Below are 23,843 nucleotides of genomic sequence, written 5' to 3'. Positions count from 1 at the left end.
TGAGGTTTTTGATGATATGAGTTTTTTTGGAAAAATCTTAGGGAAGAGTCAAGATAGTCATCTACCCATTGAGGAAGTTTCTGTTGATTTAGAAAATCTTCCGAATGAATGGGGCTCTTTTTCGACCCTTATTGATGACCGAATGGCTAGTATCCGTCTCAATTTAGCGTTGGATTCAGTCGCTCCCTATCCATCCTATACTTATGCACTACGGTTGAGAATTGCTATTTTGAATGTTGATCGAGAAACAGGGTTTCCAGATTATGACGAATTTTCTAATTTGAACCTCATCGAAGATCGTCTTTCAGAAGCGATGAAGCGCATTGCGGCTATCTATGTCGGAGTAGTCATCACAGATGGTCATATAGAATTTTATTACTATTTGAAAGATAGAGAGCGGCACATGCCGATTATTGCTCAAGTGATGGAGCAATTTTCGAAATATCAATATAATTCAGCTACTCTGGTGGATCCTGAATGGAAACAATACTTTGACTTCTTGTATCCAAATGAATATGAGTATCAATCTATTTTAAACCAGCGTATCTGGTATCGCTTAGATAAAGAAGGGGATGACCATAGTCAACTACGGGAAATCACTCATAAGTTTAGTTTTGAGACTTACGATGATCGTGTTTCTTTTATGGGGGATGCCTCTGCTCTTGATTATGATATTTCTTCTAGGAAAAAAGAAGAAGGCAATCCTCGTCCTTACAAACTAGAAATATCCCGATTCGATACTACAGAGCTCCCTAGCATAAACCAACATGTTTGGGAATTAATAGAAATTTCGAAAAAATATAACGGAAAGTATAGCGGCTGGAGCTGCAATGTGGTATAATGGATAAAGTTTTGAGAAAGCAAGTCTTTCTCTTGTATGGAAGATTACTCAAGAGGCTTAAGAGGCTGTGTTGGAAACGCAGTAGGCGTGTAAAAGCGTGCGTGGGTTCGAATCCCATGTCTTCCGTTTATTTCAAGAAGCGCCTTAGGGCGCTTTTTTGATGGCGGGACGAAGAACGATAATCACTTTGTTTAATGCTAGACTTGCAGAATATAGAGGTAAGGATAGTATGCAAGCAATCAGATGGATTCGTTTCCATCTTTTTTATTTGAGAAAAACCTTGAAATTTTTCTGAAAAGGAGTAAACTGTACATAGAAAGTTTCGGAGGTTCTGCATGAAGTTATATGTCCAGTTGATGATTATTTTCTCGATTTCCATCATTGGAGAGGGGATATCAAGTGTCTTCCATCTTCCTATTCCAGGTAGTATTATCGGCTTAATCTTGCTATTTCTTGCTTTGCAGTTTAAGTTATTGCGGCTCCGCCACGTCAGTATGGTCGGAAACTTCCTGTTAGCTAATATGACCATTCTTTTTCTGCCGCCAGCGGTTGGTATTATGGATAAATTTCACGTGATTGCTCCTTATCTGTTGCCTATTGTTTTGATTATTCTTGGTGCCATTGTTTTAAATGTGATCGTCATTGCCCTTGTCGTACAATTCATCAAGCAGCATTTTGAAGGCGATTATGAGGAAGGGGGGATGGATCATGTCTAATCTATGGAGTAACCCGCTATTTGGCCTCGCCTTGTCCATTTTTGCCTACCTCATCGGGATGCTGATTTTCCGTAGATTTCCTCATCCTTTAACAACGCCTCTCCTTTTAGCAGCGATTTTGGTCATTGCCTTTTTGAAATTAACGGGAATTTCTTATAAGGATTACTATGTCGGTGGGGCTTACTTGAACAATTTAATAGTACCGTCTACGGTTGCTTTAGGAATTCCGCTTTATAAGACCTTCCACTTGATGAAACACCACGCTCGCAGTATCCTGCTAGGAACCTTTGTGGCTGTAGTGGTCAATACGACTTTCACAGCGCTGCTGGCAAAATTCTTTGGGATGGACTTCTTTTTAGCAATTTCCCTATTTCCAAAATCTGTCACAACAGCGATGGCAGTGGGCATTACTGATAAAATGCAGGGCTTGACAACTGTTACCTTGGTGGTTGTTGTGGCGACAGGTATTTTGACAAGTGTCATGGGACCCACTATTCTAAAACTGCTAAAAATTAAGGATCCAGTAGCAGTTGGCTTGGCCTTAGGTGGTACAGGACATGCAGTTGGTACAGGAACAGCTTTCAAATATGGACATGTTGCTGGAGCCATGGCAGGTCTTGCAATCGGAGTGACAGGGATCATGTATGTAATTGTCAGTCCAATCGTCGCAGCCATTATCTTAAAATAAAAAAACATGAAGCAGCATTTCCCAGAAATACTGCTTCATGTTTTTCATTTTATCTTAGTTGATAGCTGCTAGGAGGGCATCTGCTTGAGCAGAAAGCTCAGCAAGCTTGTCTTCTGAAAGGACTAATTGGCCAGTTCCCCAAGCTTCTGGATTGATACCGACACCAGTAAATTGGTCAACCACATTCATACGAATGAATGGAAGGAGGCTACGGTAGTGCTTGAAGACCTCATCGGGTGAAGTGCCGTTAGCAACAGATGAAACAGTTACCACTTTGGCATTGAGGGCAGAAGGGCCGCTTGGGTCTGACAAATCAAGTGCGCGTGAAGTCCAGTCAAGCAAGTTTTTCACCACACCTGGGATGGCCCAGTTGTAGACAGGTGAGAAGATCCAGATAGCATCAGCTGCAAGGATTTCTTCACGAACCTTGGCAACAGCAGCTGGAGCTGGACTTTCGAGGTCTTGGTTGAAGAATGGTACATCTTTGTAGTCCAGATAAGAAACTTCAGCTTTGCCAGCTAGAGCCTTTTCTGCTTGTGCTGCCAACTGATGATTGAATGAACCTTGACGAAGTGAGCCAACAATAAATAGTACTTTAGACATAAATGTGTCCTCCATTTAATCTTTATTTAAGAGGTCTCCCTCTTGTTACTATCTATGTTACAACAAGTGTCACTAATTAGCAATAATTTAGCTCAGCCTTTTGAAAGTTTTTAAAATCCGCACTAAATCTTCTTTGTCGTTTTGGGATAGGAGAGCAGTCATGTGGCTGATATTGGCGATGTGCTCTGGCAAGACAGCCTCGATCTTTTTCTGGCCTTGGTCGGTTAGTTGGATGAGAAAGGAGCGACGATCATTGGGATCACAACTGCGGCTAATCCAGCCATCCCTTTCCATGTTTTTGATAACGACTGTCATATTTCCCGATGTAGCCAGCATGCTGTCAATCAAATCTTGAATCCGCAACTCTCCTTTGCTATATAAGGTTTCCAAAACGGAAAATTGGGTAGGCGTCAAATTGTGCTTTTTAAAAATTTGAGCTTCGAGATTACGAATGGTGCGCTCCGCCTTATGGAGAACGATAATTGTCTTAAGGTCAAGTAGAGTATCCTTGTCTAGGTTTTCAGTTATTTTCATAGCAACATTTTATCAATAAGTAGTAATAAATGCAAATGTAATAAAAGTCCTAGAAAAATCAGGCTATTTGTAGTATAATGATTCAGTGAAACATAAAATTAAAGAAAGGGCTGAATTTCCTATAAGGCACTATGCCATCGGGCTTTTCCTCGTCCTCACGACGCTTATTTTTTCATTTTTTACGATGTTGCACCTTGCTATCGAGCCTTGGCAGTCAGCCAAGGAAGGTTCTCAAAAAATCGCTAAGGAATATGCAGATTTGGAAACTCTGACGAGCTTTTCGATTTACAATGGCAAAGAGTCCTACTATAGCTTGATTGGGAAAACTAGTAAAAAAGAGGAAGAAGCTGTTCTGATTTCCAAAAATTCAAACAAGATCCATGTCTATCGTTTGCAAGATGGGATGAGTCAGGCAGAAGCAGAACAAGTAGCCAAGGAAAATGGAGCGACTTCTATTGATAAGACCACTTTTGGTTACTTAGACGGTCAGCCTGTTTGGGAAATTAAGTCTGGAAGCACTTATTACAATATCGGATTTGAAAGCAAGACATTGCTCAGCAAGGAGGGGCTATGAAATTATCCAATCGTGTTTTAAATATGGAAGAAAGCGTGACCTTGGCAGCGGCAGCTAGAGCCAAAGCTTTAAAGGCTGAAGGCAGGGATATCCTTTCTTTGACCTTGGGAGAGCCAGATTTTCCGACGCCTAAGAATATCCAGCAAGCAGCGATTGCAGCGATTGAAGATGGCAGAGCTAGTTTTTATACGGTAACAAGTGGTCTGCCTGAGCTGAAATCAGCGGTGGTAGACTATTTTGCCAAGTATTATGGCTATGAGATTCAGCCAAATCAAGTGACAGTGGCAACGGGGGCTAAGTTCTCTCTTTACACCTTCTTTATGAGTGTGATTGATCCAGGAGATGAAGTCATCATTCCGACGCCTTATTGGGTTAGCTATGCCGATCAGATCTTGATGGCCGAAGGAAAGCCTGTTTTTGTTCAAGCGACAGAGGAAAATAATTTTAAGGTGACGGTGGCCCAGCTGGAAGCTGTCCGTACTGAGAAGACCAAGGTCTTGGTTCTGAACTCGCCATCCAATCCGACTGGTATGATTTATACAGCAGAAGAACTGCTGGCCATCGGAAACTGGGCTGTTGAGCATGATATCTTGATCTTGGCCGACGATATTTATGGCCGCTTGGTCTATAATGGCAATAAATTCACGCCGATTTCTAGTCTGTCAGAGGAAATTCGCAAGCAAACAGTCGTCATCAATGGTGTTTCCAAGAGCTACTCTATGACGGGCTGGCGGATTGGCTATGCTGTAGGTGAGCCTGAAATTATCTCAGCGATGAGCAAGGTTGCAGGGCAAACGACTTCTAATCCAACAGCGGTGGCGCAATATGCAGCCATTGAAGCCTTGACGGGCAGTCAGGATACGGTCGAAAATATGAGATTGGCCTTTGAGGAACGCCTAAATACTATTTATCCTTTGCTAGCTCAAGTGCCCGGCTTTGAAGTCGTCAAGCCTCAGGGAGCTTTCTATCTTTTCCCAAATGTTAAAAAAGCGATGGAAATGAAAGGCTATACCGATGTGACGGCCTTTACCACAGCGATTTTAGAAGAAGTAGGAGTTGCTTTGGTGACAGGGGATGGATTTGGTGCGCCAGAAAATATCCGCCTCAGCTATGCGACTGACATGGATACACTAAAAGAAGCGGTTCAACGCCTCAAGGATTTCATGGAGAAGTAAGAATGATTGATCATTTTGAGATTAAAGTAAGGGATTTACAAATTTCAAAAGACTTTTATACAAGCTTTCTTGCTCCTCTTGGCTACGAATTGGATTTTAAAACTGACTCTCTACTCAGTTTTGTTGCCCCCAACAGTCCTCATCCTGGTGGAGATTTTTGGCTAGGAAAGGGAGAGCAGGCTCCTATTCACTTTGCTTTTTTTGCAGAAAACCACGAGCAGGTTCGAACTTGCTACGAGGCGGGTTTGAAGGCAGGTGGAAAAGATAATGGTGCACCTGATTATCGGAGTGATCATCTACCTTACTATGCAGCTTTTATCCTAGACCCAGATGGAAATAATGTCGAAGTAGTCTGCCACAAAGAATAAAAATAGAAAAGAGAAAAAACGTGTCGAAGAAAAATGTAACAATTGTTGATGTAAAAAATCATGTTGGTGAAGAAGTAACGATTGGTGCTTGGGTGGCCAACAAGTCAGGAAAAGGGAAAATCGCTTTCTTGCAGTTGCGTGATGGTTCTGCCTTTTTCCAAGGTGTAGCCTTCAAACCTAACTTTATTGAGAAATTTGGCGAAGAAGTAGGACTTGAGAAGTTTGATACTATTAAACGCTTGAGCCAAGAAACGTCTGTCTATGTGACAGGGATTGTCAAGGAAGATGAGCGTTCAAAATTTGGCTATGAGCTGGACATTACAGATATCGAAATCATCGGCGAGTCTAACGACTATCCAATCACGCCAAAAGAACACGGAACTGACTTCCTCATGGACAACCGTCACTTGTGGCTCCGTTCTCGCAAGCAAGTTGCCATGATGCAAATCCGTAATGCCATCATCTATGCTACCTATGAATTCTTTGATAAGAACGGCTTTATCAAGTTTGACAGCCCAATCTTGTCAGGAAATGCAGCAGAAGACTCAACTGAGCTCTTTGAAACCGACTACTTTGGAACTCCAGCTTACTTGAGTCAGTCAGGTCAGCTTTATCTGGAAGCGGGAGCTATGGCTCTGGGACGTGTTTATGACTTTGGACCTGTATTCCGTGCTGAAAAATCAAAAACTCGTCGTCACTTGACAGAGTTCTGGATGATGGATGCGGAGTATAATTTTGTTACTCACGATGAGTCACTCGACTTGCAGGAAGCTTATGTCAAAGCCTTGATTCAAGGTGTTCTCGACCGTGCTCCTCAAGCCTTAGAAACATTGGAACGTGATGTAGAACTCTTGAAACGCTACGTTGCTGAGCCTTTCAAGCGTGTTACTTATGATGAAGCGATTGATCTTTTGCAAGCCCATGAAAATGATGAAGATGCAGATTATGAGCATTTGGAACATGGCGATGACTTCGGTTCACCGCATGAAACATGGATTTCAAACCACTTTGGTGTACCAACTTTTGTCGTGAACTACCCAGCAGCTATCAAAGCTTTCTACATGAAGCCAGTTCCTGGAAATCCAGACCGTGTTCTCTGTGCAGACTTGCTTGCTCCAGAAGGCTACGGTGAAATCATTGGTGGCTCTATGCGTGAAGAAGATTACGACGCACTGGTCGCTAAAATGGAAGAGCTTGGTATGGATACATCGGAATATGAATTCTACCTGGATCTTCGTAAGTACGGCTCTGTTCCACACGGTGGATTTGGTATCGGTATCGAGCGTATGGTAACCTTTGTAGCAGGTACCAAGCATATCCGTGAAGCTATTCCATTCCCACGTATGTTGCACCGTATTAAACCGTAAATCAATGAAAACGCCCATGTGGCGTTTTTTCAACAATGAACTATGAAATAATCCAAATATAAAATTTTAGAGAAAGAAGAGGTAGGAGTCATGTAAACAGCAGATTAACAAGTGACAAATAATAGCAATATAAAACACTTGTTAAAGGAGAAAATATGTTTAAAAGAAGTTATCGGAAAAATATCGGTCTTATGGCCGGAGTTGAATTTTTTGCCTTTCTAGGCATTACTAGTTTTTGGATTTTATTTCTAAGTCAAAATGGTATGTCTCTTTGGCAGATTGGGCTTTTGGAAAGTATCTTTCATGCGACCAGCGTCATTTGTGAAATTCCTTCTGGGATGTTGGCGGATCGCTTCTCCTACAAGACCAATCTGTATCTGAGCCGGATAGCCGGGATTGTGTCTTCTGTTCTCATGTTGTCCGGGCAGGGGAACTTTTGGGTTTATGCACTGGCTATGATGATCAGTGCTTGGTCCTATAATTTTGATTCGGGGACAAGCGCAGCCATGGTCTATGATTCATCTGTGGAGGCCGGACTCAAGGAACGTTACTTATCCATCTCCAGTTTTATGTCTGGGGTGGCTGAAGCGACCCGGTCTTTGGGAACGGTCTGGGCTGGATTTTTTGTCCATGGACAATTGCATCTGACCTACTATATCATGATTGGCACCTCTGTCATCGTTCTTTTCCTGACTTGGATGCTGAAGGAGCCAAGTGTCAAAGCAGAGAAAGCAGAACGCCTGACCATGAAAAAGATTATTTGGGCTGTCAAAGAGGAGTTGCAGAGAAATCCCAGCCTTTTCATCTGGATGATTCTTTCCCAAATCATCGGAACACTGATGTGTATGTTTTATTTTTACTATCAAAATCAATTGCCTGATTTAAAAGATTGGCAGATTTCGGTAGTCATGCTAATTGGCAGTGCTTTGAATATCTTGGCGGTCTATCTGGCGAGTATGATTGGAAAGAAATATTCTGCCTTAAAACTCTTTCCTTCAGTGGTTCTTCTAACTGGAGCAAGCTACCTGCTGTCCTATTTTGGAACTCCAGTCATTTATATTTTGATTTATCTAATCAGCAACGCCTTGTATGCTCTTTTCCAGCCGATTTTTGACAACGATTTACAAAAGCAGCTGCCAAGTGAAGTGCGGGCGACCATGCTTAGTGTCTATTCTATGATGTTCAGCCTGAGCATGATTGTCATTTTCCCTCTGACTGGCTGGCTGATTGATAATCTTGGCTTCGACTCGACTTTTATAGTTTTAGGTGGCTTCTTACTAGCTGTAACGCCATTTTTGCATATGGGTCTAAAGAAAATAAGCCAGAACTTACAAGAAGTCTAATATCAATGTTCTCTTTCTGCTGGTCAGAAGGAGAATATTTTTTTCCCTTTGAAAATTATGATAAAATAGAAACAGTTTAATGGAGAAGTAGGCAGTATGAAAGATTTATTGAGATATTTCAAAGGCTATATCAGGGAGTCTTTGCTGGGGCCTTTGTTCAAGCTTTTGGAAGCTAGTTTTGAACTCTTGGTTCCGATTTTGATTGCGGGGATTGTGGACGAAACTATTCCTCGAAAGGACAGCTCCCATCTCTACTGGATGGTTTTTCTTTTGATGGGTTTGGCTGCGCTTGGCGTGGTAGTAGCGGTGGTGGCCCAGTATTATTCGTCAAAGGCAGCAGTGGGCTTTACCCGCCAGATGACAAGCGACCTCTATCAAAAGATTCTACGCTTGCCCAAGGCTAGTCGGGATGAGCTGACGACTTCTAGCTTGGTGACTCGGCTGACGAGCGACACCTATCAGATTCAGACGGGCATCAATCAGTTTCTTCGTCTCTTCCTGAGGGCGCCCATTATCGTTTTTGGCTCTATCATCATGGCCTTTACTATCAGTCCGACCATTACCTTGTGGTTCTTGCTCATGGTGGCGATTTTAACGGCTATTATCGTTTTCATGTCTCGTCTGATGAATCCCCTCTATGCTAAGATTCGTCAACTGACAGACCAACTAGTCAATTTGACGCGTGAGCAACTGCAGGGCATGCGGGTTATAAGAGCTTTCGGTCAGACCCAGCGCGAGATTCAGAGTTTCCGCAATCGCAATGAGCTCTATAAAACCTGGCAAATCAGGACGGGAGCTCTGGCTAGTCTGATTAGCCCTCTGACCTTTCTCACAGTCAATGGTACTCTGATTGCTGTGATTTGGCAGGGGAATAGCTTTATCGGCAAGGGCTTGCTGACCCAGGGGATGCTAGTGGCCTTGGTCAATTATTTATTGCAAATTTTGGTGGAATTGCTCAAGCTGGCTATGTTGGTCAACTCACTCAATCAAAGCTATATCAGTGCAGGTCGCATCAGTCAGGTCTTCGAGCAAGCAGAAGAAGATGTCCTGCAGGAATTAGTGCAGGAAACAGCTCTGCCGTATCAAGCCATTAAAGTCCAGGAGGTCAGCTTTTCCTATCCCAATGCAGCTAGTCCAGCCTTGACTGGTCTGACTTTTGATTTGAAAAGCGGTCAGACTTTAGGTGTTATTGGCGGGACAGGTTCAGGGAAGTCGACCCTAGTCCAGCTGCTGGCTCATCTTTATCCTGTGGCTGCTGGTCAGTTGACCATCTTTTCCCAAGGGCGCAGTCCTAAAAATCTCAGCGAATGGCGGTCTTGGATTAGTCTGGTACCTCAGAAGGCGGAGCTTTTCCAAGGAACTGTTCGCTCCAATCTGACTTTAGGATTGTCAAACAAGCCAACAGATGCAGACTTGTGGCAGGCCTTAGAGATTGCTCAGGCGGCAGACTTTGTCTCTCAGAAGGAAGGTGGCTTGGATGCGACTGTAGAGGCCTTTGGCCGGAATTTTTCTGGCGGTCAGCGTCAGCGTTTAACCATCGCCAGAGCTGTCTTGCGGAGGGCGCCTTTCTTGGTTTTAGATGATGCAACCTCTGCTCTGGACTATTTGACAGAGGCAAGACTCCTGCAGGCTATTAAGAATGAATTGACAGAGACCAGTCTGGTCTTGATCTCTCAGCGGACCAATAGCTTGCGCTCAGCGGATCAAATCATAGTGCTGGATAAGGGAGAACAGGTGGCTCTTGGTCGCCATGAGGAACTCTTAGTCAGCTCTGCCATTTACCGAGAAATTCATAACTCACAGCATAGTCAAGGAGAGGAGGACAAGCATGAAGCATAAGAAATCATCTAGCAGCTTGAGGCGTTTGACTCGAGATTTGCTGCAGGCGCGCTGGCTCTTTGTCCTAGCTAGTCTGGGAACGGTGGCTCAAGTAGCTCTGACTGTTCTTCTCCCAGTTTTAATTGGAAATGCGGTTGATAGCGTTCTTCTCCCTCAAGCGGAGCAACATTTGATGCCGATCTTGGGCCAGATGCTGCTGGTTATTTTAGCCAATACGCTGATTCAGTGGCTCAATCCCTTGCTCTATAATCAGCTGGTCTATCGCTACAGTCAGCAGCTCCGACAGGGCGTTATCAAGAAAGTACACTATCTGCCTTTGGCCTATCTGGATCGGCAGGGAACCGGTGACTTGGTTAGTCGGGTGACGACGGACTTGGAGCAGCTTAGCAATGGCCTGCTTATGGTTTTCAATCAATTTTTTGTGGGTTTGCTGACAATTTTAGTGACCATCATTAGCATGGCCAGATTGGACTTTTTCCTCCTGCTTTTGGTTTTGCTTTTGACGCCCCTTTCTCTTTTCTTGGCGAGCTTTATAGCTAAAAAGAGTTTTAGCTTTTTCCAACGTCAGACGCAGGCAAGAGGAGCGCAGACCCAGCTGATTGAGGAAAGTTTGACCCAGGAAAGTTTGATTCAGGCTTTTAATGCTCAGGAGCAGTTTGATACAGCTTTTACTCGCAGTAATCAAACCTATGCTGACTATTCTCAGGCGGCTATTTTCTATTCTTCGACGGTCAATCCTTCGACTCGTTTTATCAATGCCCTGATCTATGCTTTGATTGTGGGCTTTGGGGCTGTCCGAATCATTCAGGGAACAGGCTTTACGGTTGGGCAGCTGGTAACTTTTCTCAACTACGTCAACCAGTACACCAAGCCTTTCAACGATATATCGTCAGTCATGTCAGAATTGCAGAGCGCTTTAGCTTGTGCAGAGCGGATTTACAGCGTTTTGGACCAAGAAGAAATAGCAGAGTCTGGTCAGGAAATCCTCCAGTCTGAAGATGTCAGAGGACAGATTAGCTTTGAGCATGTGGCTTTTGGCTATGAGTCCGGCAAAGAGCTGATTCAGGATTTGAATATAAGGATTCCAGCAGCTAGTAAGGTTGCTATTGTCGGGCCAACTGGTGCTGGTAAGTCAACCCTGATCAATCTCCTCATGCGCTTTTACAATGTAGACAGTGGTCTTATTTCGCTAGACGATGTTCCCATCAGTCATTACACCAGAGCTTCTTATCGTCAGCAGTTCGGTATGGTACTACAGGAGACTTGGCTCAAGACGGCAACCATTCATGATAACATAGCTTTTGGCCGGCCAGACGCCAGCCGAGAAGAGGTTATTGCAGCTGCCAAGGCGGCCAATGCGCATTTCTTTATCCAGCAGTTGCCTCAGGGCTATGACACCTATCTGGCGGATGCTGGGGACTCCCTGTCTCAAGGTCAGCGCCAGCTATTAACCATCGCGCGCGTCTTCCTGGCTGTTCCTAAAATCCTAATCTTGGATGAAGCGACTTCCTCCATTGATACCCGGACAGAAGTCTTGATTCAGGAGGCTTTCAGCAAGCTCATGGTGGGTCGTACTAGCTTTATCATCGCCCATCGCCTGTCTACTATTCAAAATGCTGACATCATCCTCGTCATGGTAGATGGCAATATCGTCGAACATGGGAATCACCAGGAGCTCATGGCAGCCAGAGGTGTTTATTACCAAATGCAGACGGCGCAGGAGTAGAAGGGGAGCTTTATTAAAGTTCACAGATTGATGCTAAACAAAACGAAAAGAGTTGGAATTTCCAACTCTTTTTGCTTATAGTTCAACTTCTTCCAACCCTGTCTCCGTCAGTTTATAAATCTTCTGGCAGACTTCTTTGAGAAAGATTCGGTCGTGGGAGACAGCGATAATGGCGCCAGGATAGGTCGCCAAAAGCTGGCGAACCTGAGGCTGAGAGGTGGGAGAGAAGTTGCGGGTTGGCTCGTCCAGAAGGAGGACATTGGGACGGTCTAGGACTAGTTTGAGCAGGAGGAGCTTGGCTTTTTGACCACCGGAAAGCTGCCCAATCGGGTGACGGGTCTCGTCGCGCGTGAACTGGAGACTGGCTAGATGCGTTAGGATTTTCTCCTTCTGGGACTTGTCGCCAGAGGGAGCCAGAAAGTCCAAGGGACTGCTCTCATCATCCAGCAAGTCGCCATAATGCTGGGGCATATAACCGACTCGCATATCTGTCCGATCACGCAGGATCTTCCATATTTCTTTAAGTAGAGTAGATTTGCCTGCACCATTAGCACCAATCAGTCCGATTTTTTCCTGACCGCAGACCTCCAGAGTCAGGTTCTTCGCCAGTTGTCGTTCGTTTGTTTCCAGTTTCATTCCTTCTAATTTCAGGATTCTTTTGGTCAATGGCAGAGCTTCTATGTCTGAGAAGTGAAGGCTGATATCATCTTCCTGTGTCGGGATTTCGGTCATTTCAGCCCCTGCCTTTTCAAATCGTTTGCCCTGTGAGAGGACGTTTTTCATCTTCTTGGCTAATAGTCGGCCTTGGACATCATTTTTGGTATTTCTCAAGGCATTTTCAACATTTTGTTTAACCCGTCGGTGTTTTTCCATAGTCTTAGCGTGTTCTTCTCGCTCTTTTCGTGCTAGTTGCCCCTGTTTTTCAAAAGCCTCCTGACGCTGATGGCGGTAATTTTCGTAGTCCAGACTTTTGACGCTGGTTCTAGCCTCCTGCTTCTTTTTGATTCGCTCCAGATGAACAATCTTGGTCGCGGCTTGAGCGAGAAAGTGTTCGTCGTGAGAGACGAAAAGAACTGTTCTCTGGCTGTGGCTGATAAAGTTTTCCAGCCAAGTCAAAGTTTCAAGATCGAGGTCATTAGAGGGCTCGTCAAGAAAGAGAATGTCCCAATCACTGGCTAGTTTCTTGATGAGCTGGACCTTGAGTTTTTCTCCTCCAGATAGGCTAGAGAGCTGCTGCTGACTGGCAAAGCGCTGGCTGTCAAAGTTGAGCTCCCCAGCATAGCGGTAGAGCTTAGCATAGTCCAGCTCTGTCTCAAAATCAGCAAAGAAATAGTCATTGAGCGTCAGTTGGGCATCCTCTGAAGGCAGTTGCTGGGGCAGATAAACAGCAGCGGTATAGGACTTATCAATATGTCCGCTGTAGCTGACATAAGAGCTGACCAGTCGCTCGTCTAGCAGGAGCTTGAGCAGGGTAGACTTGCCATTGCCTTCCTCGCCGATAATAGCGACCTTGTCTCCTTGATTGACAGTCAGTGACAAATCTTTGACTAACTCTTTCAGGTCTTTTAGGTGGGTGATCGTTAGATTTCTTATTTGAAGCATAGATGTCTCCTTCGTTTTCTTCATACAAAATACAGCCCTGCTTTATTTAGCAGAGCTGTTGAGATTGCACAAAGAAGACACAGGAGTGTCCAAATAGGGGCATTCGTTTGTAGGCTTTCATCTTGCACTGTCATAGGAGTGTCAGGATTAATCTAAAGATAAGGCATAGAAGCTTGAAAGCACAAAAAAACGAAAGTCCCGCGGATATGCAGAAACATGACAAAATCTACTAAATAAAGTTTCCTTTAAAAAATAGACTTAATTTTTCATGTCTCCGTGTACCTCCGAAATCATTCTACCTTTAGTCTAGCAAAAAGTGCAAAATAAGTCAATAAAAATCCTGAAAGATTACTTTCAGGATTCGTCATGTTTATACATTGAGTACCTTGTCCAAGAAGTCCTTGAGGCGTGGATGCTGAGGGTTATCGAAGATTTGATCTGGTTTGCCGTCTTCTAGGAATTCACCGTCAGCAGTGAAGATGACACGATTAGCGACCTGACGGGCAAAGCCCATTTCGTGAGTCACGATCAGCATGGTCATACCTTGCTGAGCTAGATCCTTCATAACGTTGAGAACGTCGCCGACCATTTCAGGGTCAAGGGCAGAAGTCGGTTCGTCAAAGAGCATAATGTCCGGGTTCATAGCCAATCCTCGAGCGATGGCCACCCGCTGTTTTTGTCCTCCTGACAAACTGTCTGGTTTGGCATCAGCCTTGTCTGCCAGCCCAACCTTCTCCAAGAGCTCCATACCAAGTTTGTCTGCATCAGCTTGGCTCATTCGCTTATGCTCAACAGGAGCAAAGGTGATATTTTGCAGGACAGTCATGTGTGGGAAGAGGTTGAAGTGCTGGAAAACCATTCCAATATCTTCACGAACATGGTCTACATTGGTAGCCTTGTCTGTCAAGTCATAACCGTTGACAGTAATGGTCCCACTAGTTACTTCTTCAAGTAGGTTCAGGCTGCGTAGGAAAGTTGATTTACCTGATCCAGAAGGACCGATGATACAAACAACATCTCCCTCATAAAACTTAGCACTAATCCCTTTTAGGACTTCATTCTCACCATAGTATTTATGTAAATCATTAACATCAATTTTTAATTTAGCCATTAGTGAATCCTCTTTTCTAAGCGTTTAGCCAATCTTGTTAAGAGTGTGATGATGACCAAGTAAAGCACTGCTAGGATAGCATACATCTTGAAGCTCTGATAGTTACGGGCAATGATGATTTTACCTGTTTGGAAGAGCTCAACAAGTCCGATAGCTGATACGATAGTTGTATCCTTGAGAGCGATGACGAACTGGTTGACAAAGTTTGGCAGCATAATCTTGGTTGCTTGAGGCAGGATAATCTTGCGCATGGTTTTTCCATACGAGATCCCCAGACTTCGGCTAGCTTCCATCTGTCCGACTGGAACGGCTTGAATCCCTCCGCGAACAATCTCAGCGATATAAGCACCAGCATTGAGTGACAGAGCAATTGTTCCTGCAACGAAGTCGTTAATCGGACTTTGCTGACCAGTCATAGATTCAAGGAGATTTGGAATTCCCCAGAAAATGAAGGCTGCCAGAATCATAAGTGGAATACCACGAATAACGTCAACAAAAATTTCTGAAATGATGCGAAGCGCTTTGATAGGGCTGACGCTAAACATCCCAAAGATAATCCCGATCACCATGGCAATCGCAAAGGAGATCAGTGCTAAAGCAATGGTAATTCCAAGTCCGCTTAACAGCTGTTTGTAGTTGTTTTGGAGAAGTCCCCAGATAGTTGTTTCATCAACGGTTGTGGAATTATCCTTCTCAGCTGAGAGATATTTATCAAGAATTTCTTGATATTTACCATTCGCTTTTAGATTAGCCAAACCATTATTGAACATCTCGATGAGTTCAGGGTTGGTGCCTGCTTTTACTGCAAAAGCAACTTCACCACTAGGGGTTCCCTCGATTGGCGTTTTCATTTTCTTGCCTTGGTTGATGGCATATTTGACAACGGGCTCGTCGTCCATAATAGCAGCGACAGAGCCAGAGTTCAGACTATCATACATAGAAGAACCGTCTGAAAATGTTTTGATTTTGTAGCCGTATTTGCTTTGGTTTTCGACGAGGAAGGTTTGAGAGGCCGTACCGTTCTTGACTCCGACGGTCTTTCCTTTTAAGTCTTCATAGGAGCTAATAGTGCTTGATTCTGTCACCGCAAGGATAGAGTTAGCAGTGTAGTATGGTTCAGAGAAATTAAAGGTTTCTTTGCGGGCCTCTGTCACAGACATCCCAGCAATCATCCCGTCAGCCTGTCCAGATTGAACGGCATTGATGGCAGCGTCAAAGCCAGGATTAGAGATTTCCAGTGTAAAACCTTGGTCTTCGGCAATGGCCTTGATCAAGTCCATATCAATACCAGTGTATTGGTTGCTATCATTTTGGAAAACGAAAGGAGCAAAAGATGAGTCACTGGCAATCGTATATTTAGCTTTGACTGGAGTAGCTTTTTGCCCCGATTTGGTTGTCGTCTCTGGTACTGCTGAGTTGGTTGAAGTGCCAGAAGCGGCAGTCCACTTGGTGATGATGTCCTTCAAGGTACCATCTTTTTTCATCTGCGCCAAGGCTTCGTTAAACTCCGTCACCAGATATTCGTATTTGCTTCCTTTTTTGACACCAAATGCGAAGCTACCAACGGCCTCACCCTTCATTGAGATTTTCAGATCTTGTCCTTGGCTGATTGCATACTCGATAACAGGTTGGTCATCCATAGCTGCATCAACGGCTCCAGCTGTTAGGCTGTTATACATAAGGTCGCCTGTATCAAACGTTTTGATAGTAAAGCCGTATTTGTCCTTGATCTTTTCAAGGAAACGTTGTGCGGCTGTACCATTTTTGACTCCGACAGTCTTTCCTTTGAGCTGATCGTAAGATTTTACTGTATTAGCCTTGGTCGTTGCGATGACAACTTTTGTGTCATAATATGTATCAGACATGGTAAAGACTTTTTCGCGTTCAGCAGTCTTGGTCATACCTGCCATAATGGCATCGGCCTGTCCTGCTTGAACGGCATTGACAGCAGCGTCAAAGCCAGGGAAGGACATTTCATATGCCCAGCCTTTGATTTCAGCAACTTTATTGATAATATCTACATCAATCCCTTTATAGGTTTGATCGGAATCTTTAAATTCAAATGGGGCATAAGCCGTGTCAGATACGATTTTGATGGTATCTGCGTGAGTGGTTGTCCCTAGCGCAAGGATAGGGAATAACGCTAGCAGAAAAGCTATGATCTTTTTCTTCATATTTTCTCTCCTTTAGTTGAATATTTTTTGATTATATCAGAAAAATTTAAGAAAGGCAAATATTTTCTATTTTAATGTTATATTTTCTTACATAACGATGAATATTACCTATTATACTATTATGATAAAATATGTTATAATAAATAAATGATGAAAGGAGATTTCTATGTTTAAATCACGCATGTTAGATAATGTGAAGCTGTCGCGCTACATTCCTCCTATTTGGTTAGCAGTTCTGATCTCCATTGGCTTTATCCACGTAGGAGAAATCTTTGCAGGGATCATCATTGGAACTGTGCTTGCCATGGTAAATCCGATAGCTGACCGGGCTACACTTATGGAAGTGTTCGGGCATTATTATATCTTTTTTCAGCTGGGTAGTTTTTTCTTTATGGCCTTACTTGTTTTTCTGTGGGTCAAGTTTCGAGAAAAGAGAGCTTTCTCCAGCCTGGGTTTCTTTAAGGAAGGATGGCTGAAAGAACTGGGCAGAGGCTTCCTTATTGGAGCCGTTCAGTTTTCACTGGTTGTTGTCTTGCTCTTGGTAACGGGGACAGGCAGTCTGAAATTTGGTCAGGTGAATTTGCAGTCTTTGATTTTTGTCCTAGCTATCATTCCTTTCTGGATTCTCCAAGGTGGGACAGAAGAGCTAGTGACGCGTGGTTGGCTCTTTCCAGCCGTTAGCGCTAAGTCAAATATCTTCATTGGTATCTTGATTTCTAGTGCTCTATTCGGGGCACTGCACCTCTTTAACCCTGGTGTGACCATTCTTTCTATTGTCAATATCATACTAGACGGTATCTTTGCTTGTTTCCTTATGCTCAAGTATGACAATATGTGGGTACTGGCTGGTATGCACGGCGCTTGGAATTTTGTGCAAGGGAATATCTATGGTATTCAGGTCAGTGGCCAAGGAGCATCTACTTCAATCTTGAACTATAGCTCACAATCTTCTGTGGATTTGCTGTCCGGTGGAGCTTTCGGTGCTGAAGGATCTATTTTTGCCAGTATAGTCTTGATTGGCTGCGTTGCCTATCTCTACTGGTCACTCAAGAAAGAAAATCGTCTGCCTCAGGCGCTGATCTTTAAGAAATAACCATTCCTCCCAGTTTAGCTGGGCCTTTTTTATGTCTTTTAACGAGATGTGTGACAAGAGATAGACGATGGTAGAAGCTTGGCCATTCTACCTACACCCAAATCCAGAGAAAATAGGGCAAATATGGTAAAATGATAGAAGCACAATTTAAGGAATAAAAGATGATTAACAGAATAACAGATAATAAATTTGAATTGGTTTCTAAATATGAGCCTTCAGGTGACCAGCCACAGGCTATTGAGCAGTTGGTGGACAATATCGAGGGGGGCGAGAAAGCCCAGATTCTCATGGGGGCGACGGGTACTGGTAAGACCTATACCATGAGTCAGGTTATCGCTCGGGTCAATAAGCCGACTCTGGTTATCGCCCATAATAAAACGCTGGCCGGTCAGCTTTATGGTGAGTTCAAGGAGTTCTTCCCCAATAACGCCGTGGAATACTTCGTTTCCTACTATGATTACTATCAGCCTGAGGCCTATGTGCCTTCCAGCGATACCTATATCGAAAAGGATAGCTCGGTCAATGATGAGATTGACAAGCTCCGTCACTCAGCGACATCAGCCCTCTTGGAGCGCAATGATGTGATTGTCGTGGCTTCGGTCTCTTGTATCTATGGTCTGGGATCGCCTAAGGAATACTCTGATAGCGTGGTTAGTCTGCGTCCAGGCCTTGAAATTTCCCGTGACAAGCTACTTAATGATCTGGTAGATATCCAGTTTGAGCGCAATGACATTGACTTTCAGCGGGGTAAATTCCGTGTTCGAGGCGATGTGGTGGAGATTTTCCCAGCTTCTCGGGATGAACATGCCTTTCGGGTGGAGTTTTTCGGAGATGAGATTGACCGGATTCGTGAAGTCGAAGCCTTGACCGGTCGAGTCTTGGGTGAGGTGGATCATTTGGCCATCTTCCCAGCCACTCACTTCGTGACCAATGAAGACCACATGGAAGTAGCCATTGCCAAGATTCAGGCTGAGCTGGAGGAGCAGCTAGCTATCTTTGAGAAGGAAGGCAAGCTGCTGGAAGCCCAGCGCTTGAAGCAGCGCACGGAGTACGATATCGAAATGTTGCGCGAGATGGGCTATACAAACGGCGTTGAGAACTATTCTCGCCACATGGATGGTCGGAGCGAAGGAGAGCCGCCTTATACCCTTCTGGACTTTTTCCCTGATGATTTCTTGATTATGATTGACGAGAGTCACATGACCATGGGACAGATTCGGGGCATGTACAATGGTGACCGCTCTCGGAAGGAGATGCTGGTTAATTATGGCTTCCGCTTGCCGTCTGCCTTGGACAACCGTCCGCTGCGCCGAGAAGAATTTGAGAGTCATGTTCACCAGATTGTCTATGTATCGGCTACGCCGGGCGACTATGAGAAAGAGCAGACGGATACTGTTATTGAGCAGATTATCCGGCCGACAGGGCTTCTGGATCCTGAAGTGGAAGTCCGTCCAACCATGGGGCAAATCGATGATCTTTTGGGCGAAATCAATGCTCGTGTCGAAAAGAATGAGCGGACCTTTATCACAACCCTGACCAAGAAGATGGCGGAAGATTTGACGGACTACTTCAAGGAAATGGGTGTCAAGGTCAAATACATGCACTCGGACATCAAGACCTTGGAGCGGACTGAGATTATCCGTGATTTGCGCTTGGGTGTCTTTGATGTTTTGGTTGGGATTAACCTGCTGCGCGAGGGAATCGACGTTCCGGAGGTTAGTCTGGTAGCAATTCTTGATGCGGACAAGGAAGGTTTCCTCCGCAACGAACGTGGCCTTATCCAGACTATTGGACGGGCAGCCCGAAACAGTGAGGGGCATGTGATTATGTATGCCGACACTATGACCCAGTCCATGCAGCGAGCTATCGATGAAACTGCCCGCCGTCGGGCAATCCAGATGGCTTACAATGAAGAGCATGGCATTGTACCGCAGACCATCAAGAAAGAAATCCGTGACCTGATCAGTGTGACCAAGGCTGCCCTGCCAGACAAGGAAGAAACTGTCGAAATTGAAAGCCTCAGCAAGCAAGAGCGCAAGGACATGATCAAGAAACTGGAAGGTCAGATGCAAGAAGCTGCCGGACTTCTGGACTTCGAACTGGCCGCACAGATTCGCGATATGATTCTGGAAATAAAGGCGATGGATTGAGGGATATCAAGGAGAAAAACAAATGGTCATCACTATCAAAACAATGGAAACAGCTGAGGAGATAGAAGAGAAATCCAGAGTTCATTGGCAGACATGGCGAGAAGCTTATGATGAGATTTTGCCTGCGGAATTTCAAGAGCAAATGACCTTGGATAAGTGCCGATTTTATAGTCAAAAGTATCCTGAAAATACCTTGATCGCCTTGGATGATGCTAAAGTGGTCGGTTTTGTTAGCTACGGTGATTTTCGAGATCCAGCTACGATAGCGGGTGAAATTATCGCTTTGTATGTCTTAAAAGATTATTATGGCAAGGGTGTAGGACATCAGCTCATGCAGGCTGCATTTGCTGCCTTGGATAGTTATCCAGAGATTTTATTATGGGTGTTAGAAGATAACAAACGTGCCATCGCTTTCTATGGAAAAATGGGTTTTGTTTTTGACGGCGAGGAAAAGGTCATTGACCTAGGAAAAGCTGTGAAAGAAAAACGGATGATTTACATGAGAAACTCAAACAGTTAGTCTGAAAAACAATAGATATATTTTTAAGGAGCACCACATGCGTTATGCACTTTTACTCCGCGGCATCAATGTTGGCGGAAAAAACAAGGTCGTTATGGCTGATTTGAAGAAAGATTTGGCTGGGTTGGGTTTTGAAAATCCAGTTTCCTACATCAATAGCGGCAATCTTTTCTTTGATAGCGAGGAGCGGGAGGAGAGGATTCGGGATATCTTGTCGGCTTATTTCAGTCGGTCTTACGATTTTCCGCTGCCTTTTGTCCTTGTCAGCTCTGCCATGCTTGAAAAAGAAATAGCAAATCTGCCTACTTGGTGGCAAGATGAGACAGCCTTTCGGCGCGATGTTCTCTTTTATTTGCCAGAGACAGATAGGGAGAGCGTTCAAGAGCTGGCAGGCAGCTGGGCGAATGACAAGGAGCAACTACATTTTGGGCAGACGGCTTTCTTTTATAGCAATGCTGACCAAGCGGACTATCTTAAGTCCAATTACCATAAAAAACTGCTCAAATCTAGCTTTTACAAGCAACTGACTATCCGAAACGGTAAGACTTTCCAGAAGATTGTGGAGTTGGTTGGAAATGAGTGAGCTAAATGTGGAAGATACAAGGGAAGAAAAAGCGAAGCGCTGGAAGTTTTCTAAAGTTATTTGGCTAGTGCTCTATATCTTGTTATTTATCTTTGTCTTGCTACATTTTAGCTTGAGTCCGTTTGGCTTGGCCTTTGCGCCCCTGCTGTGGAACAATTGGCTTTTTCTTCTGTCAGTGGTCGTATTTTGTCACCTATGGTTTCTCTTTTTGAAAAAGAGGGAGTTTCGCTGGTTCCATCTCATCTGGGGGATCCTGAGTGTACCTCTTGCATTGTTTATATGGTTTGCAATTTTCTTTCATTTCTCTATAGCCAAATCAGAAAATTCTGTCCCGATCAATATGGATTACGGGATAGAGGGGAGAGAAGTTATTTTACGAAAAGGCTTTTTATTTGGGGAATATGATGAATACCATGATTTAGTCAATCCTTATATCATGAAAACCAAGGTCAATCGTGTTCGCTATATTGACTGATGCAAGTCTTGTCAATGGAATCTAGCTCCAAAACCCGTTCAAACAAGCTAGTAGAGGGAGTGTGTGGATGTGAATAGAAATATGAATAGGAATGAGTGCCTTTGGCTAGATAAAGTGAATACATGGCTCAAGCGCCATGGTTTTCTAGCTTGGTTATTGGATTTCTCCGTCCTTATTCTTTTTGCAATGATTACGGGCATCCTAGTTTTTCAAATCCCCTTCCTCCCCACATATTTAAAGAGTAACTATGTTTTTCCTTTGTTTATAAATATTCTTGTTTTACTGTACTATGCCTATGGTTCTATTCTACGTGAAAATAGTGCAAAGAGGGTCACTTCTTTGAAAGACTTAGTCAATACTCTCCTTTATATAAATCCTATGGTTCTTTTGCTACATTACTTTGGAGTGAGGAGCCGCCGTCATAGACCTTTGCTACCACTGCCTACTTTGGACCATCGCTATGTCTGGTTCCCAATTGCCACTTATATTATTTTCTTTCTGACAGCAGCAGTCATCACGATTGCAAGCAAAGGGAGTAAGAAAAAATAGAAAAGCCGCTTTATGTACTAAAGTGGCTTTTGTGCTTGTTCTGATAAATCTAAGGGCATAAAGGCGGCCATGACACGGCCGATGACCTTGGGTTCTTCTTGATGCGGGATAAATTTATCGCTGTATTTTTTATTGAGAGAAATGAGGCGGATGCCAGTTGGATCATTGAAAACTCTTTTCAAAATGGTTTGCCCGTCGTAATCGATGGCATAGATAGCGCCTGCAAATTCAAAATGTGTATTCTTGATGAGAGCTACAGACCCTTGCGGATACTTGGGTTCCAGCGAATCTGTCCGAATCCAGAGGGCGATATCATAGTCAAGCTCTTTGTCTAACCAGACGATGTCAGCCTGTTCGGGCTTATTCAAGAAAGTCTGGAAGCTTTCATAGACCTTGTAAGGAAAATAATCATCTTTTAATCTTTCCTCAGTCGTTTGATTTTCCAGCTCTTTTTTAGCAAAGTCTGTCACAGCTTGCTTGCGGCTCTGGTCTAGAGATTGGAAAATATCTGCGAACTCTAGCGAAAATGGTGTAGGGCTATGAACAGATAAATAGCGAGGATCCAGCTCTTGGACATCCATATCAAAGAAGTCTGCAATTTTTTGCATATTTTCTAGGACAGGTAGGGAATTTCCTTTGATATAGCCAGTAAGAGTGCTGGCTGGAATTCCTGTTCCTCGGGAAAGTTCAATTTGTTTGATTTGCTTTTGCTTCAATAAAGTTTTGATTTTTTTAGAAATGAGCCGTATTGCCTCCTTATCCTGGGGGCTAGCGACACCGCGTCCTCTGGCCATGATATTCACTCCTTTTCTTTCTTCTATTTTAACGAATTAAATCGAAAAAGTAAAGAGCTGAATACAGATATTCAGCTCAAAAGGAGAGGATTAAATTTCGTAGCCCATTAAGAGGCCGCCTTCTTCCGCATAAAAGCTGCAAAGTCCAGAAGTTGGTAGGAATGAAATGTCGGCAGCTGGGAATTTTTCCTTGATGACTTCCGAAAATTGCTGGCAAAATTTCTCGTTATTGCGATGAGCAATGATAATGCGGCCGCCCTTATATCCAGCTTTCAGAACTTCATCGACAGCAGCAGTCAGGGCCTTTTTAGCCCCTCTAGCTTTTTGGAGAAGCTCCAGAGTACCAGTATCGCTGGCTTCGCCGACCATGCGAATATTGAGGAGGCCGACAACTGCACCAATCAGCTTGCTGAGCCGACCATTCTTGACCAGATTATCTACCTTAGCTAGTACAAAGAGAAGTTTCGTATTTTCTTGGTAGTGGGTGATGGCTTCTACGACTTGCTCGAAAGAAAGCCCTTCTTTGATGAGCTCGTTCAATTTTTTGACAATCAAATCAACTTCGCCACCAGCCGAAAGACTGTCAATAACATGGATATTTGCTGTTGGGTTTTCTTCTAAGAAAAGTTTTTTAGCTAGCTGGGCGCTATTGTGGCTACCAGAAAGAGAGCCCGTAATTGTCACGACAAAGATATTTTCAGCTCCTTCAAAGCTTCTGAGGTAGTCATCAGGGCTTGGGCAGGCTGATTTTGAAGCGGTTGAAGTAGCGTACATTTTTTCCATCATATCATCAATATCGAGATGAGCGTTATCTACAAAAATCTCATTATCGATCTGAATGGTTAGCGGCACGCTCTCAAACTTTGTTTGGTTGGCCAGATCTGTAATCTCACGGTAGTCACAGCCAGAATCGGCAACAATTTTCCAAGTCATTTAGTTTCCCCTGCTCTATCAGTTCTCTACATTGACAAAAAACATGTCTTTTCTTACAATTATAACATGAAGATGCTTTGATATA

General features: G+C 43.9%; 23 protein-coding genes and 1 tRNA gene. 17 read left to right on the top strand and 7 right to left on the bottom strand.

Annotated elements, in window-relative coordinates; genetic code table 11:
• Positions 1 to 16 precede the first annotated feature (16 nt).
• The 4 genes from HBA50_RS06175 (at position 17) to HBA50_RS06160 (ending at position 2,245) form a co-directional block, all read left to right on the top strand.
• On the top strand, positions 17 to 841 hold the full coding sequence (locus tag HBA50_RS06175) for a DUF695 domain-containing protein (protein WP_045499560.1): 825 nt from the start codon (positions 17 to 19) through the stop codon (positions 839 to 841).
• Between the two features lie 38 nt (positions 842 to 879).
• Positions 880 to 967, top strand: a tRNA-Ser gene (locus tag HBA50_RS06170).
• A 209-nt stretch (positions 968 to 1,176) separates the two neighbouring features.
• Positions 1,177 to 1,557 (top strand): CidA/LrgA family protein, encoded by a 381-nt coding sequence (locus HBA50_RS06165; protein ID WP_045499562.1) that lies wholly within the window; start codon positions 1,177 to 1,179, stop codon positions 1,555 to 1,557.
• Positions 1,550 to 2,245, top strand: a complete 696-nt coding sequence (locus HBA50_RS06160; RefSeq protein WP_015604519.1) for an LrgB family protein — start codon at positions 1,550 to 1,552, stop codon at positions 2,243 to 2,245. The genes HBA50_RS06165 and HBA50_RS06160 overlap by 8 nt, the downstream gene beginning before the upstream one ends.
• Positions 2,246 to 2,299: 54 nt before the next feature.
• Here the strand turns inward: HBA50_RS06160 and HBA50_RS06155 are convergent, their stop codons facing one another.
• Both HBA50_RS06155 and HBA50_RS06150 read right to left on the bottom strand, forming a co-directional pair.
• Complete coding sequence (locus HBA50_RS06155; RefSeq protein ID WP_045499565.1) at positions 2,300 to 2,848, bottom strand: NADPH-dependent FMN reductase; 549 nt, start codon at positions 2,846 to 2,848, stop codon at positions 2,300 to 2,302.
• Positions 2,849 to 2,935: 87 nt separating this feature from the next.
• Positions 2,936 to 3,382, bottom strand: coding sequence for a MarR family winged helix-turn-helix transcriptional regulator (locus HBA50_RS06150; protein ID WP_045499568.1), 447 nt, complete (start codon positions 3,380 to 3,382; stop codon positions 2,936 to 2,938).
• An 85-nt stretch (positions 3,383 to 3,467) separates the two neighbouring features.
• Between HBA50_RS06150 and HBA50_RS06145 the strand changes: the two genes are divergently transcribed.
• From HBA50_RS06145 to HBA50_RS06115, 7 genes are all read left to right on the top strand, one after another.
• Positions 3,468 to 3,956 (top strand): cell wall elongation regulator TseB-like domain-containing protein, encoded by a 489-nt coding sequence (locus tag HBA50_RS06145; protein ID WP_045499571.1) that lies wholly within the window; start codon positions 3,468 to 3,470, stop codon positions 3,954 to 3,956.
• Entirely contained in the window at positions 3,953 to 5,131 is a 1,179-nt protein-coding gene (locus HBA50_RS06140; protein WP_045499573.1) for a pyridoxal phosphate-dependent aminotransferase, read from the top strand. Before HBA50_RS06145 ends, HBA50_RS06140 begins: the two co-directional genes overlap by 4 nt.
• A gap of 2 nt (positions 5,132 to 5,133) precedes the next feature.
• Positions 5,134 to 5,499: a VOC family protein gene (locus HBA50_RS06135; RefSeq protein WP_045499575.1), complete on the top strand. Its 366-nt coding sequence runs from the start codon at positions 5,134 to 5,136 to the stop codon at positions 5,497 to 5,499.
• A gap of 20 nt (positions 5,500 to 5,519) precedes the next feature.
• A complete protein-coding gene (asnS, locus tag HBA50_RS06130) occupies positions 5,520 to 6,866 on the top strand; it encodes an asparagine--tRNA ligase (protein ID WP_045499578.1) in 1,347 nt (448 codons plus the stop codon).
• A gap of 155 nt (positions 6,867 to 7,021) precedes the next feature.
• Complete coding sequence (locus HBA50_RS06125) at positions 7,022 to 8,209, top strand: MFS transporter (RefSeq protein ID WP_045499581.1); 1,188 nt, start codon at positions 7,022 to 7,024, stop codon at positions 8,207 to 8,209.
• Between the two features lie 96 nt (positions 8,210 to 8,305).
• Positions 8,306 to 10,048, top strand: a complete 1,743-nt coding sequence (locus HBA50_RS06120) for an ABC transporter ATP-binding protein (RefSeq protein WP_045499585.1) — start codon at positions 8,306 to 8,308, stop codon at positions 10,046 to 10,048.
• Positions 10,038 to 11,774: an ABC transporter ATP-binding protein gene (locus HBA50_RS06115; RefSeq protein WP_045499588.1), complete on the top strand. Its 1,737-nt coding sequence runs from the start codon at positions 10,038 to 10,040 to the stop codon at positions 11,772 to 11,774. Before HBA50_RS06120 ends, HBA50_RS06115 begins: the two co-directional genes overlap by 11 nt.
• 75 nt (positions 11,775 to 11,849) lie before the next feature.
• Here HBA50_RS06115 and HBA50_RS06110 read toward each other — a convergent pair whose 3' ends face one another.
• The 3 genes from HBA50_RS06110 to HBA50_RS06100 form a co-directional block, all read right to left on the bottom strand.
• Positions 11,850 to 13,376 (bottom strand): ATP-binding cassette domain-containing protein, encoded by a 1,527-nt coding sequence (locus HBA50_RS06110; RefSeq protein ID WP_045499591.1) that lies wholly within the window; start codon positions 13,374 to 13,376, stop codon positions 11,850 to 11,852.
• Between the two features lie 370 nt (positions 13,377 to 13,746).
• On the bottom strand, positions 13,747 to 14,487 hold the full coding sequence (locus HBA50_RS06105) for an amino acid ABC transporter ATP-binding protein (RefSeq protein ID WP_005590533.1): 741 nt from the start codon (positions 14,485 to 14,487) through the stop codon (positions 13,747 to 13,749).
• A complete protein-coding gene (locus HBA50_RS06100; protein WP_045499595.1) occupies positions 14,487 to 16,661 on the bottom strand; it encodes an ABC transporter substrate-binding protein/permease in 2,175 nt (724 codons plus the stop codon). Before HBA50_RS06100 ends, HBA50_RS06105 begins: the two co-directional genes overlap by 1 nt.
• A 166-nt stretch (positions 16,662 to 16,827) precedes the next feature.
• On the opposite strand from HBA50_RS06100, the gene HBA50_RS06095 reads away from it, so the two are divergent.
• From HBA50_RS06095 to HBA50_RS06070, 6 genes are all read left to right on the top strand, one after another.
• Positions 16,828 to 17,754: a CPBP family intramembrane glutamic endopeptidase gene (locus HBA50_RS06095; RefSeq protein WP_045499598.1), complete on the top strand. Its 927-nt coding sequence runs from the start codon at positions 16,828 to 16,830 to the stop codon at positions 17,752 to 17,754.
• 161 nt (positions 17,755 to 17,915) lie between these two features.
• Positions 17,916 to 19,904, top strand: coding sequence for an excinuclease ABC subunit UvrB (gene uvrB, locus HBA50_RS06090; protein ID WP_045499601.1), 1,989 nt, complete (start codon positions 17,916 to 17,918; stop codon positions 19,902 to 19,904).
• A gap of 22 nt (positions 19,905 to 19,926) precedes the next feature.
• Positions 19,927 to 20,424 carry a GNAT family N-acetyltransferase gene (locus HBA50_RS06085; protein ID WP_045499604.1) on the top strand — a complete coding sequence of 166 codons (498 nt, stop codon included), beginning with the start codon at positions 19,927 to 19,929 and terminating at the stop codon, positions 20,422 to 20,424.
• A gap of 37 nt (positions 20,425 to 20,461) precedes the next feature.
• Positions 20,462 to 21,007 carry a DUF1697 domain-containing protein gene (locus HBA50_RS06080; protein WP_045499606.1) on the top strand — a complete coding sequence of 182 codons (546 nt, stop codon included), beginning with the start codon at positions 20,462 to 20,464 and terminating at the stop codon, positions 21,005 to 21,007.
• Positions 21,000 to 21,482, top strand: a complete 483-nt coding sequence (locus tag HBA50_RS06075; RefSeq protein WP_045499609.1) for a hypothetical protein — start codon at positions 21,000 to 21,002, stop codon at positions 21,480 to 21,482. The genes HBA50_RS06080 and HBA50_RS06075 overlap by 8 nt, the downstream gene beginning before the upstream one ends.
• Before the next feature lie 114 nt (positions 21,483 to 21,596).
• Positions 21,597 to 22,031, top strand: a complete 435-nt coding sequence (locus HBA50_RS06070; protein WP_243746220.1) for a hypothetical protein — start codon at positions 21,597 to 21,599, stop codon at positions 22,029 to 22,031.
• A gap of 17 nt (positions 22,032 to 22,048) precedes the next feature.
• On the opposite strand, the gene HBA50_RS06065 is transcribed toward HBA50_RS06070, so the two are convergent.
• Both HBA50_RS06065 and HBA50_RS06060 read right to left on the bottom strand, forming a co-directional pair.
• Complete coding sequence (locus HBA50_RS06065) at positions 22,049 to 22,825, bottom strand: XRE family transcriptional regulator (RefSeq protein WP_045499613.1); 777 nt, start codon at positions 22,823 to 22,825, stop codon at positions 22,049 to 22,051.
• Between the two features lie 90 nt (positions 22,826 to 22,915).
• On the bottom strand, positions 22,916 to 23,758 hold the full coding sequence (locus HBA50_RS06060) for a DegV family protein (protein WP_045499615.1): 843 nt from the start codon (positions 23,756 to 23,758) through the stop codon (positions 22,916 to 22,918).
• Positions 23,759 to 23,843: the final 85 nt, after the last annotated feature.

Origin of the sequence: Streptococcus cristatus ATCC 51100, assembly GCF_011612585.1 — a bacterium.
Taxonomy (GTDB): domain Bacteria; phylum Bacillota; class Bacilli; order Lactobacillales; family Streptococcaceae; genus Streptococcus; species Streptococcus cristatus_H.
The sequence above is the reverse complement of the archived record's forward strand: the minus strand, read 5'-3'. Positions and strand labels throughout refer to the sequence as shown.